This window comes from Macrococcus sp. CoH-51_TC_04 (genome assembly GCF_058188655.1).
Map to the genome: position 1 here is coordinate 55688 of NZ_JBVGOY010000012.1, position 12805 is coordinate 68492.

Below are 12805 nucleotides of genomic sequence, written 5' to 3' on the forward strand. Positions count from 1 at the left end.
TATAAAAATATTTGGAGGTAAAAGTGAATATGTGGGAAAATAAATTTCAAAAAGAAGGTTTAACATTTGATGATGTGTTATTAGTGCCAGGTCATTCAGAGGTATTACCGCATACTGTCGATTTAAGTGTATCATTATCAGAACGATTAAATTTAAAGATTCCAGTATTATCAGCGGGTATGGATACTGTTACAGAAGCTAAAATGGCTATAGCTATGGCACGCCAAGGTGGTTTAGGTGTTATTCATAAAAGTATGAGTATTGAGCAGCAGGCTGACGAAGTTCAAAAAGTTAAGCGTTCAGAAAATGGGGTTATTACTAATCCATTCTATCTGACACCTGATGAGCAAGTATTTGCAGCTGAACATTTAATGGGCAAATATCGTATTTCTGGTGTGCCAATTGTAAACAGTGCAGAAAATATGGAGCTTGTAGGGATTCTCACAAACCGCGATCTTCGTTTCATAGAAGATTATTCAATTAAAATTTCAGATGTTATGACAAGTGAAGCACTCGTAACGGCACCAGTAGGTACTACATTAGAGCAAGCAGAAGAAATATTACAACGTCACAAAATTGAAAAATTACCGATTGTGAATGAATCTGGACAGCTAAAAGGGCTTATCACAATTAAAGATATCGAGAAAGTCATTGAATTCCCTAATGCTGCAAAAGATGAGCAAGGACGTTTATTAGTAGCAGCAGCAGTAGGTATTGCAAAAGACACGATTACACGTGCCACAAAACTTGTTGAAGCAGGAACTGACGCATTAGTTATCGATACAGCACACGGTCATTCTAAAGGTGTATTAGAAATGGTATCAGAACTTAAGAAACATTTTCCTGAAGTGACATTAATTGCTGGTAATGTAGCAACAGCTGAAGGTACACGTGCATTAATTGAAGCAGGTGCGGACGTTGTTAAAGTGGGAATTGGACCAGGTTCAATTTGTACGACACGTGTTGTAGCAGGTGTCGGTGTACCTCAAATTACTGCAATTTACGAGGCAGCGACAGAAGCTAAAAAGCATGGTAAAGCAATCATTGCAGATGGTGGTATTAAATTCTCAGGTGACATCGCAAAAGCGTTAGCTGCAGGGGGGCATGCAGTAATGCTAGGTTCATTGCTTGCAGGTACAACTGAATCACCTGGAGATACAGAAATCTTCCAAGGACGTCAGTACAAAGTATACCGTGGCATGGGTTCACTTGGAGCTATGGAGAAAGGTTCAAAAGACCGTTACTTCCAAGAAGATAAAGACGCTAAGAAATTTGTTCCAGAAGGTATTGAAGGTCGTATTGCTTACAAAGGTGCATTGCAAGATACAGTGTATCAGCTAATGGGTGGTTTAAGAAGCGGTATGGGTTATACAGGTTCTAAAGACTTAGAAGCATTACGTGAAGAAGCAATGTTTATTCGTATGACAGGTGCAGGTTTAATAGAAAGCCATCCACATGATGTTCAAATTACAAAAGAATCGCCAAACTATTCAATGTAAGAATATCTTCTAACGGCAAATTACATTATAATAAATTTAACTTAACTAAAAGGAGAACAAACTATGGAAATGGCATTTGAACAAGAGCTCATACTCGTTCTTGATTTTGGAAGTCAGTATAACCAGTTGATCACGCGACGTATTCGTGAGATGGGTGTTTATTCAGAACTTCACGATCATGAAATTTCAATTGAAGAGATTAAAAAGATGAATCCTAAAGGAATCATTCTTTCAGGGGGGCCAAATTCAGTTTATGAAGAAGGTTCGTTTACGGTAGATCCTGAAATCTTTAATTTAGGTGTACCTGTAATGGGGATTTGCTATGGTATGCAGTTAATGACGAAATTACTAGGAGGTTCAGTAGAGCGTGCAAATGAACGTGAGTACGGTAAAGCAGTCATTAAAGCAGAGACACATTCATTATTTACAAAACTTCCAGAAGAACAAACAGTATGGATGAGTCACAGCGATAAAGTCATCAACCTACCTGAAGGTTTTAATGTCATTGCACATTCACCAAGCTGTAAATATGCAGCGATTGAGAACCCTGAACGTAATTTATATGGAGTTCAATTCCATCCTGAAGTACGTCATTCTGAATACGGAAATGATTTATTACGTAACTTCATCCGTGAAATCTGTAAGTGTACAGGCGAATGGACAATGGAAAACTTCATCGAAATCGAAATCGAGAAGATTCGCGAAAAAGTTGGAGATAGAAAAGTTATCTGTGCGATGAGTGGTGGCGTAGATTCATCAGTTGTTGCAGTATTAATCCATAAAGCAATCGGCGATCAGTTAACATGTATCTTCGTTGACCATGGCTTACTCCGTAAAGGTGAAGGCGATATGGTGATGAAACAGTTCGGTGAAGGATTTAACATGAATATTATTCGCGTTGATGCGAAAGAACGTTTCATGAGCAAATTAGCAGGGGTATCTGATCCTGAGAAGAAACGTAAGATTATCGGTAATGAGTTCGTATACTTATTCGATGAAGAAGCAACGAAATTAAAAGATGCTGATTTCTTAGCACAAGGAACTCTTTATACAGATATTATTGAATCAGGTACAAAGACTGCACAAACGATTAAATCACACCATAACGTTGGTGGACTACCAGAAGATATGCAGTTTGAATTAATCGAGCCTGTGAATACATTATTCAAAGATGAAGTACGTGCGTTAGGAATTGAATTAGGCATTCCTGAACACTTAGTATGGCGTCAGCCGTTCCCAGGTCCTGGACTTGGAATTCGTGTATTAGGTGAGATTACCGAGGAAAAATTAGAAATCGTACGTGAATCTGATGCGATTTTAAGAGAAGTGATTGCCGAAGAAGGTCTTGAACGCGACATCTGGCAGTATTTCACTGTATTACCTGATATCCGTTCGGTCGGTGTTATGGGTGACTACAGAACATACGACTATACAGTAGGTGTACGTGCCGTAACAAGTATCGATGGTATGACAAGTGACTTCGCTAGAATCGACTGGGAAGTATTGCAGAAAGTATCAAGCCGTATCGTAAACGAAGTAGACCACGTTAACCGCGTTGTCTATGACATTACATCTAAGCCACCAAGCACGATTGAGTGGGAATAGATTAGAAAGAATCCTTTAATCATAAAGATTAAAGGATTCTTTTATTTCATAAAATACATGATAAACAAATAAGCGATTGTAAAGAACAACGCATTTGTCACGGCAAATTTAAAATTAAAACGATATTCATTCTTTGAGAAGCGATTGATTAACAAAGCTGTGACATAACTTGCTGTGATACAGATAATGAAGATCATGAGTCCGAATAATAATATTTCCATTTGGCACCTCCTGTTTTCTTTATTATAACAAAAGGTGGGATATAGTTTATTTCATGTGAAACGTTTCTTTTCTTAATGATCCTAGACTGACATGTCTTTGTATAAAAGATGAATATAAATCATTTTAATGAATTATTAAGATTTATTTAAGAATTTACGTAGTTTCATTTTTAATGTGAAGGGTATTAACGTATTACAGTCAACAATTACTGCAGTGAGTAAAAGTAGTTTCAGCTAATCGTTATATTAATTAGAGGAATGATTATAATAGGCATATATCTTGTGCTGAAGCAGTAACAGAGGTTGTTGCCGATATTAAGTCAGAAGAATAACAAAGAGGCCATAATTGGCCTCTTTATTTATAATATTTTTTATATTGTATAGGAGCGATATTATGCCGATGACGGAGAAAAAGTTACATGAGATTTATAGAACGTTGGTCGATGGTATGATTGAAAAGGATACGCATTCAATCGATAGGATTATGATGGATGGCAGTCATATTATACATATTACCGGGTATAAGCAGAAGAAATGCGAATGGCTCCATGCTGTTCAATCGGAAACGATGAAATATTATAGTGTTCGTGAAGAGTTCCTGGAAATCATTTATAGAGAAAAAACGGCACGTGTTATTGCGCGTAATTTAGTGGATGCAAGAACTGATGGCTATCGCATTGTTTGGCCATTGGAACTGACGATATTTTTAGCGAAATTCGGAAAAGAATGGATGATTAGTAACATAGAGACTAAAATGTATTAAAATATTGATCGTGAATTATTGACAGCATCCTTGATATATTATATTATTGATATTGTCTTATTTGGAGGAATACCCAAGTCCGGCTGAAGGGATCGGTCTTGAAAACCGACAGGGGCTTAACGGCTCGCGGGGGTTCGAATCCCTCTTCCTCCGCCATTATTTTGACAATTAAACTTTTATATATTGAAGACCTTAACATTATGTTAAGGTCTTTTTTTACTTATATCTATCGTCAATGTATTTTGAAAACCCTTTCATAAAACCTTTACATACTTGTATAGACAGAGTACAATGTTAGCATATTAAGAAAAGGGGATGGAACATATGGCAGTCAACAGACAAGATGTAAAAGATATTATAAAAGCCATTGGTGGAAAAGAAAATGTTAATGCCGCAACGCATTGTGTTACGAGATTAAGATTAGTATTAGATGATGATAATAAAGTAGATAAGTCAGCTCTAGATAAAATTAGTTTAGTTAAAGGATCGTTCGCAGCAAATAACCAGTTCCAAATTGTTATCGGCCCTGGTACTGTAGACGAGGCATATAAAGTATTTGTAGATGAGACGGGTGTCGGCGAGAGTTCAAAAGAAGAAGTTAAAACAGCAGCAGCAGAGAAGATGAGTCCGATTCAAAAGTTGATAAAAACATTAGGTGATGTATTTATTCCATTACTTCCTGCGATCGTAACAGCGGGTCTATTACTTGGTTTATCAAATTTATTATTAGAAGCTGGTGCAATTTATAAAGGGAAAGCTGTAGTTGATGTATACCCACAAATAAAAGGTATTGCAGAAATCATCAAGTTGATAGCTGTAACTCCATTCCACTTCTTACCTGCATTAATCGGTTGGAGTGCGATGCGTGTGTTTGGGGGCAGTCCGATTCTTGGATTAGTATTAGGTTTAGTGTTAGTTAACCCTGCACTTGCTTCACAATACGGATTAGCGGATGCGAAAACAGGTAAACTTGTTGAAATTCCAACTTGGGATGTATTTGGATTGAAAGTTCAACAATTAAACTATGCAGCCCAAGTATTACCAATCTTAATTGCAACGTGGTGTTTAGCACAAGTTGAGCGTTTCTTAAATAAACGTGCACATGATTCAATTAAGATGTTAGTCGTAGGACCTGTTGCATTATTGTTAGTAGGTTTCTTATCATTTATAATCATTGGGCCAGTTGCATTCTGGTTAGGTAACCAAATTACTGGCGCAATTCAATTTATCTTTGAACAAGCTGGATGGTTAGGCGGATTAATTTATGGGTTAGTTTATGCTCCACTTGTGATCACGGGGTTACATCACATGTTCTTAGCGGTAGACTTTCAGCTGATGAGTTCTAAATTAGATGGAACATATTTATGGCCAATCTTAGCAATTTCTAATATTTCTCAAGGGTCTGCAGCGTTTGCAGCATGGTTCTTATATAAACGTAAGAAGATGGTTAAAGAACAAGGTTTAGCATTTACTTCAGGTATTTCTGGATGGTTAGGTGTAACAGAGCCTGCAATGTTTGGTGTAAACATCCCACTGAAATATCCATTTATTGCGGCAGTAATAACTACGGGTCTTGTTGGTGCATTATTTGGTTCTCAGCAACTATTGGGTAAAGTCGGTGTTGGTGGTGTCCCTGGTATTATGAGTATTAATAGCGGGTTTAAAGGCACGTTCTTAATCGGTATGCTTATCGCGATGGTATTGCCGATGATTTTAACATTAGTATTCTCAAACTTTGCGAAGAAGAAGATGGGCGATGATATTGCAGAACCGATTGTTGCAGATAAAAAGTTATAGGACTTACATTATACCGAACAACTTGTAAATACATGTTGTTCGGTATAAAATTATATAAATACTTTAAGTTAGGGGTAATACAATGGCGGTAACAGATTGGAGAAAGTCGGTTGTCTATCAGATTTATCCTAAATCATTTAACGACACAACAGGAGATGGACAAGGAGATATCAATGGAATTATCGAGAAACTGGATTATTTAAAGCATCTAGGTATTGATTATATATGGCTTACTCCGGTTTATCATTCCCCGATGAACGATAACGGTTACGATATTAGCGATTATTATGAGATTAATCCTGAATTTGGAACTAAGGAGGATTTCAGGCGCTTGTTAGATGAAGCCCATGCACGTGGTATCAAGATCATGTCTGATATTGTCATCAATCATACATCTACCCATCATAATTGGTTTGTAGAATCACGCAAATCTAAAGATAATCCTTACCGAGATTATTATATTTGGAAAGATGGGTCGAAAGACAACCCTCCAACGAACTGGGAATCCAAGTTTGGGGGTAATGCATGGCAATACGATGAATTATCAGGACAATATTACTTACGACTGTTCGATGTGACACAGGCTGATTTGAACTGGGAGAATGAATCGCTACGTAAAGAAATTTACGATATGATTAACTACTGGATTGATTTTGGGATGGATGGCTTTAGGTTTGATGTTATTAATTTGATTTCAAAAGGGACATTCAAAGATTCTGATAAGATAGGTAAAGAATTTTATACAGATGGCCCTCGAGTACATGAATTTCTGCATGAATTAAATCGCAATACGTTCGGTGATAAAGAAGGATTTATGACAGTAGGCGAAATGAGTTCCACGACATTGGAGCATTGTATTCGCTATACAAGGCCAGATCGTCAAGAATTGAGCAGTGTCTTTAATTTTCATCATTTAAAAGTTGATTATAAAAATGGTGAAAAATGGACGACGATGCTCTTTGATTTTGTAGAATTAAAGCGTATATTATTTCACTGGCAGACGGGGATTTCAAAAGGGAATGGATGGAATGCGATATTCTGGTGCAATCACGATCAACCTCGTGTTGTAAGTCGTTTCGGTAGTGACAAGACGGAAGCAGAACGCGTGAAATCTGCAAAAATGCTGGCAATTGTTCTGCACTTGCTTCAAGGTACGCCTTATATCTACCAAGGAGAAGAGATTGGTATGACAAATCTCTATTTAAATAGTATAGAAGATTATCGTGATGTAGAGTCATTAAATGCTTATCAAATCATGAAAGCAGAAGGACGCTCAGAAAATGAGATTCTAAAGGTGCTTCAAGATAAATCAAGAGATAATTCAAGGTCTCCGGTACAATGGGATGATAGTAAGTATGCAGGGTTTACAACGAATGAACCTTGGATTAAGGTCGCAGATAATTATCAACAGATAAACGTTGAGAAAGCTTTAAAAGATGAAAATTCTATCTTCTATACTTACCAAAAACTGATAAAATTAAGACATGAACGAGATATAATAACTTATGGAGAAGTGAAACCGTTATTAGAAGAACATAAACAGTTATTTGTTTATGAGAGAACACTGGGTAATCAAATTTTATTTGTTGTTGCAAACTTTAGTGAAGAACCTGCAGAACTACCAGTATCATTTGATCTAGAAGGCGAAGTGCTAATAACAAATAACGATAATGTATCGCATAAAATAAAGCCGTATCAAGCATTTGCCATTCTTCGATAATGCATTTCCCTAATCTGAAAACAATATTTTAGATATAGAGGTGAAAGAATTGAACAGCAATAAGTACAGAAAGATCTATCAGGACTTAAGCGGAAAGATCATCAACGGAGAATATAAAGAAGGTGCACAACTACCTTCCGAAAACTTGCTCGTACAAAGTTATGGTGTATCAAGAGAAACAGTACGTAAAGCATTGAGCCTGCTTCAAACTAATGGTTATATACAAAAGTTAAAAGGAAAAGGTTCAATAGTTATTTATAATCAAGCAATGAATTTCCCTGTTTCTCAACTCATCAGCTTCGAAGAAATTAAGCATTCATTGAATATGGATTATAATACGGTTGTAGAATCTTTTGAAACTGTAAGAGCAAAAGATCATAAATCTGTTCAAGAAGCTTTGAATTTAGGCGATGATACAGAGTTGTATCGTGTAGTACGAAGTAGAAGAGATAAAGAGCGTGTTAATATTATTGATACTGATTATTTCATTAAATCGATGATGCCAGGATTAAATGAGGAAATAGCACAGCACTCAATCTATGATTATATTGAGAAACGACTAGGACTTTTAATCTCATATTCGAAGAAAGCAATTACTTTTGAGCCTATGACAGACGATGATCTTGAATTGTTTAAAGAAACTATGCCCCCATATGCAGCGGTTGTTCGTTCGGTTGTACACTTGGAAGATGCGTCTGCATTCCAATACAATGTATCCAAGCATAGAGCGAGTGAGTTTAAATTTGTAGACTTCTCAAGACGTACGATAAGAAAATAGTATAACGAAATAGTTGCAATAACTATGAGAAATATAGTATTATTAACTTTGCCGTGCTAAGTGGGGAGGTAGCGGTTCCCTGTACTTACAATCCGCTTAGGTAAGACCTAATTCCTTTGCTGAGGGTAATGAGTTGTGAGGTCTGACCTGAACACGTAGTGTTGAGAGAGCGGTCCTAGTCAATATAAACCCACGAATCATGTCAGGTCCGGAAGGAAGCAGCATTAAGTGGTCATTTGTATGTGGCTAGGGCAGCCGTTCTTGAGCTGTCGATTTAGGTAACGCTTGTGCTTGTTATTCGAAGCGAAGGTGCACGGTTTTAATTTAAAATAATACATTTATTATAGATAAAGTATCGGAACAATTGTTTCGGTACTTTTTTTAATATACTCAGAATATCATTATCGTTTTTATATGATGCTGATATTTTCAATGTTATAATTAATATTATTATATTTTTGGAGGGAACCCTTTTGAGTTATCAAGCGTTATATAGAGTGTTCAGATCTCAGTCATTCGAAGAGGTTGTCGGACAAAAACATGTTACTACGACATTAAAGAATGCAATTCAAAAGAATAAGATTTCCCACGCCTATTTATTTAATGGTCCGAGAGGAACAGGCAAGACAAGTATCGCTAAGATATTTGCAAAAGCCATTAATTGTACCGTGAGTACAGATGGCGAGCCGTGTAATTCTTGTGATACGTGTGTCTCAATTACGAAAGGAACAAACTCAGATGTCATTGAGATTGATGCTGCGAGTAATAACGGTGTTGATGAAATTCGTAATATAAGAGATAAAGTAAAATATGCACCAGGTGAATCTACATATAAAGTCTACATTATCGACGAAGTTCATATGCTGACAACAGGTGCATTCAATGCATTATTGAAGACATTAGAAGAACCACCTGCTCATGCTGTTTTTATTCTTGCTACAACGGAACCACATAAGATTCCTGCGACAATTATTTCAAGATGCCAACGGTTTGATTTTAAAGCAATTTCTGTTAATGATATCGCTGAACACCTTGCTTACGTCTGTCGAACAGAAGAGATTAAGTATGATGAAGATGCCTTGAATTTTATTGCGACAACTGCTGAAGGTGGTATGCGGGATGCGCTGAGTATACTTGATCAGGCAATTGCATTTGGAACTGAGGCATTGACTTTAGAACATGTCCATAGTGTCACAGGAAGTGTAGGGCGTGAAGACTTCTTTGAACTTACGGATTATATAATCACACATGACGTTAAAGAAGCGTTCAAACAATTTCATCGCTTATTGTCTGAAGGAAAAGAAACGACACGTTTAGTAAATGATTTAATTTATTTTTTAAGAGATATTATTATGGATTATGCAGCAGACAATAAAGGAGACGAAAGTATTTATCAGCTTGATATAGGATTACTGTATGAGATGATAGATAAAATAAACGATACATTAGTATCTATGCGTTTTGCAGTAAATACGAATGTTCACTTTGAGGTGCTGATTGTTAAACTGTCGGAACTTATTAAACGTAGACAAGGTGCTACACAAAGTGTTGTTCAAGTTGATACTTCGCACTTAGAAAAGCGTTTACAACAACTTGAAAAGCAAGTCGCAAGTGGAATTCAAAGTGCTCCCGTGCAAGCGTCCAGACCAAAAAAAGAACAAAAACGTTCGAAAAATGCATTTTCAATGCGTCAAATTGAAACGGTGCTGGATCATGCAAATCGACAGGATTTAAACTATTTGAAGCAGAATTGGCATACATTGATTCAGCACGTGGAAAACGAGGGGAAGAAAGCGCTAGTAAGCCTCCTAAAAAATTCTGAGCCTGTTGCTGCAAGCAGCACGCACGTATTAATTAAATTTGACGAAGAAATTCATTGCGATATGGTTAATAATGATGACGCAAAAAGGGAACAGATTGAGTCAATAGTATACACAATTATTGAAAAACAAGTTAAAATGGTAGGAGTGCCAGGTTCTCAGTGGCTGCAAGTCAGACATAATTATCTGGAGAATAAAAAGCAACCAAAGCAGGAAACGCAGCCTGTGGAAGATGATATTGTTACTCAGGCAGAAAACCTGTTTGGTAAAGATGCAATTAACATTATAGATTAATTAGGAGGAATAAATTATGCGCGGTGGCGGAAATATGCAACAAATGATGAAACAAATGCAAAAAATGCAAAAGAAGATGGCTGAAGAGCAAGAGAAATTAAAAGAAGAAAGAATTGAAGGAACAGCTGGTGGCGGCATGGTTACTGTTGTCGTTTCAGGCCATAAAGAAGTACTTGATGTAATTATCAAAGAAGAAGTAGTAGATCCAGAAGATATCGAAATGTTACAAGACTTAGTATTAGCTGCGACAAACGATGCATTATCTAAAGCGGATGATGTCACAGCGCAACGTTTAGGACAACATACTAAAGGATTAAACATTCCGGGAATGATGTAATATGCATTATCCTGCACCAATTTCTAAATTAATTGATAGTTTTATGAAATTACCTGGAATCGGCCCGAAAACTGCAAGTCGTCTGGCCTTTCATGTGTTAGATATGAAAGAAGACGATGTAGTAGGTTTTGCGAAGGCACTTGTAGATGTGAAGCGTGAATTAACGTATTGTTCAGTCTGCGGACATATTACGGATACAGATCCATGTTATATATGTGAAGATAAGACGCGTGATCAGTCTATGATATGTGTAGTAGAAGAAACTAAAGACGTTATCGCCATGGAGAAGATGCGAGAGTATAAAGGACTGTATCATGTTCTGCACGGTGCGATTTCTCCGATGGAAGGCGTTGGACCTGAAGATATTAATGTCCCTTCATTGCTCACGAGATTGCGTGATGAGCATGTACAGGAATTAATATTAGCAACAAACCCAAATATTGAAGGTGAGTCAACGGCGATGTATATTGCAAGACTCGTGAAACCGATTGGAATTAAAGTGACACGTCTAGCGCACGGTTTACCTGTAGGTGGAGATTTAGAGTATGCGGATGAAGTGACGTTATCCAAAGCAATAACAGGAAGAACGGAAATCTAGAGAAATCATGAACAAGCATCCTCAATCAATGATTGGGGATGCTTTTTCGAATAGTGCCTAAGTATCAGTGATAATAACCATGTTAGATATATCGTTAAACATCCCAATATAGACGTTATTATGAAGTAAAGATTGATGTATTTGCATTACATGACAAATATATTAAAAGATTATAGATACTACAATAAGTAATTTTGCATATGGGCTGTTATAATTAATAATTATAATGAGGTGAATAAAATGACAACTGGATTAGTATTAGAAGGCGGCGGTATGAGAGGTATATATACTGCAGGAGTCCTGGATTGTTTTTTAGAGCATGGTATTCAATTTAATTATGTAATCGGTGTTTCAGCAGGTGGGAATATGGCAGCATCTTATCTTTCAAAGCAGAAAGGAAGAAATAAGAAAGTATCATTAGATTTTTTAGATGACAAACGTTACTTATCACTTTCTAACTATATAAAGAATAAAGAGATGTTTGGAATGGATTTTATCTTTGATGAAATACCAAGAGAATATGTACCGTTCAATATGGAAGAGTTTCTTCGATATAAAGGAGAATATGTCATCGCATGTACTAACTGTGAAACCGGAGAAACGGAATATTTTAATAAAGCATATTTAAAAAAAGACTTAATGACGATTCTTCGAGCTTCAAGTTCTTTGCCACTAATGGCACCAATAGTAGAGTACGATGGTAAGAAACTATTAGATGGTGGAGTAACAGACCCGATACCTTTAAGAAAGGCACAGCGCGATGGCATGATCAATAATGTAGTCGTACTCACTAGGCCGAAAGGATATGTAAAACGTTCCAGCCGACTTTCTAAATACTTTAAAGTAAAGGGGTATAAGAAAGTGGATGAAGCGATGCAGAAACGCCCCGCAGTTTATAATGAGACGTTGCAATATATAGACAATCAGGAAAAAAGCGGGCATGCAATAGTAATTCGTCCATCTAAAGATTTAAAAGTAGATCGTATGGAAAAGAATCGCGATAAGCTTTCAGCAATGTACGAATTAGGCTATCATGATGCTCTAGAACAACTTCCTAAGATAAAAGGATGGCTCGATCCAAAAGAAAAGTAAAAACTTTTTAAAAAAAGTAGTGAAAGTGTAATTTTTATGCTTGTTATAGTGCTTAAAACCCTGTATAGTTATATCTTGTCCGGCAGAGATAATTCATACAGGACAAGCGCTTCGAAAGACAACAAAAAACTTTTTAAAAAAAGTTGTTGACTTTCGAAAAACAAGAGAGTATAATTAAATCTTGTGAGACGCAAAGAATAACGCAATGAACATTGAAAACTGAATGACAATATGTCAACGTTAATTCCAATAATTTGAGTGATTAAGTTCACTCCCAAGAG

At 36.6% G+C, this 12805-nt stretch carries 11 protein-coding genes, 1 tRNA gene and 1 other RNA gene; 12 read left to right on the forward strand and 1 reads right to left on the reverse strand.

All coding sequences use genetic code 11. The features are described from left to right. Positions 1–29: 29 nt before the first annotated feature. Both guaB and guaA read left to right on the forward strand, forming a co-directional pair. Entirely contained in the window at positions 30–1499 is a 1470-nt protein-coding gene (gene guaB, locus ACZ2V4_RS10290; protein WP_219494865.1) for an IMP dehydrogenase, read from the forward strand. Between the two features lie 63 nt (positions 1500–1562). Further along, the gene (gene guaA, locus ACZ2V4_RS10295) at positions 1563–3104 is read left to right on the forward strand and encodes a glutamine-hydrolyzing GMP synthase (RefSeq protein ID WP_219493406.1); all 1542 of its coding nucleotides are present in this window, start codon (positions 1563–1565) and stop codon (positions 3102–3104) included. Positions 3105–3145: 41 nt separating this feature from the next. On the opposite strand, the gene ACZ2V4_RS10300 is transcribed toward guaA, so the two are convergent. Beyond that, positions 3146–3325 carry a hypothetical protein gene (locus ACZ2V4_RS10300; protein ID WP_283722011.1) on the reverse strand — a complete coding sequence of 60 codons (180 nt, stop codon included), beginning with the start codon at positions 3323–3325 and terminating at the stop codon, positions 3146–3148. Positions 3326–3719: 394 nt separating this feature from the next. On the opposite strand from ACZ2V4_RS10300, the gene ACZ2V4_RS10305 reads away from it, so the two are divergent. The 10 genes from ACZ2V4_RS10305 to ACZ2V4_RS10350 all read left to right on the forward strand — a co-directional run bounded on the left by ACZ2V4_RS10305 (position 3720) and on the right by ACZ2V4_RS10350 (position 12524). After that, a complete protein-coding gene (locus ACZ2V4_RS10305) occupies positions 3720–4088 on the forward strand; it encodes a nuclear transport factor 2 family protein (protein WP_283722009.1) in 369 nt (122 codons plus the stop codon). A 63-nt stretch (positions 4089–4151) separates the two neighbouring features. Then, positions 4152–4244: transfer RNA gene (locus tag ACZ2V4_RS10310), tRNA-Ser, on the forward strand. Positions 4245–4412: 168 nt separating this feature from the next. Continuing rightward, entirely contained in the window at positions 4413–5885 is a 1473-nt protein-coding gene (gene treP / locus ACZ2V4_RS10315) for a PTS system trehalose-specific EIIBC component (protein WP_120786356.1), read from the forward strand. An 82-nt stretch (positions 5886–5967) separates the two neighbouring features. Next, positions 5968–7605: an alpha,alpha-phosphotrehalase gene (gene treC, locus ACZ2V4_RS10320; protein WP_490514827.1), complete on the forward strand. Its 1638-nt coding sequence runs from the start codon at positions 5968–5970 to the stop codon at positions 7603–7605. A gap of 40 nt (positions 7606–7645) precedes the next feature. Then, entirely contained in the window at positions 7646–8383 is a 738-nt protein-coding gene (gene treR, locus ACZ2V4_RS10325; protein WP_490514828.1) for a trehalose operon repressor, read from the forward strand. Between the two features lie 51 nt (positions 8384–8434). Continuing rightward, positions 8435–8700: signal recognition particle sRNA large type (gene ffs / locus ACZ2V4_RS10330), an RNA gene on the forward strand. Between the two features lie 156 nt (positions 8701–8856). Next, positions 8857–10497 carry a DNA polymerase III subunit gamma/tau gene (dnaX, locus tag ACZ2V4_RS10335; RefSeq protein ID WP_419895193.1) on the forward strand — a complete coding sequence of 547 codons (1641 nt, stop codon included), beginning with the start codon at positions 8857–8859 and terminating at the stop codon, positions 10495–10497. Between the two features lie 16 nt (positions 10498–10513). Next, a complete protein-coding gene (locus ACZ2V4_RS10340; RefSeq protein ID WP_086043586.1) occupies positions 10514–10834 on the forward strand; it encodes a YbaB/EbfC family nucleoid-associated protein in 321 nt (106 codons plus the stop codon). A gap of 1 nt (position 10835) precedes the next feature. Further along, positions 10836–11432 (forward strand): recombination mediator RecR, encoded by a 597-nt coding sequence (recR, locus tag ACZ2V4_RS10345; protein WP_120786360.1) that lies wholly within the window; start codon positions 10836–10838, stop codon positions 11430–11432. Positions 11433–11672: 240 nt separating this feature from the next. Beyond that, positions 11673–12524, forward strand: a complete 852-nt coding sequence (locus ACZ2V4_RS10350) for a patatin-like phospholipase family protein (protein ID WP_419895192.1) — start codon at positions 11673–11675, stop codon at positions 12522–12524. The last annotated feature ends 281 nt before the right edge of the window (positions 12525–12805 follow it).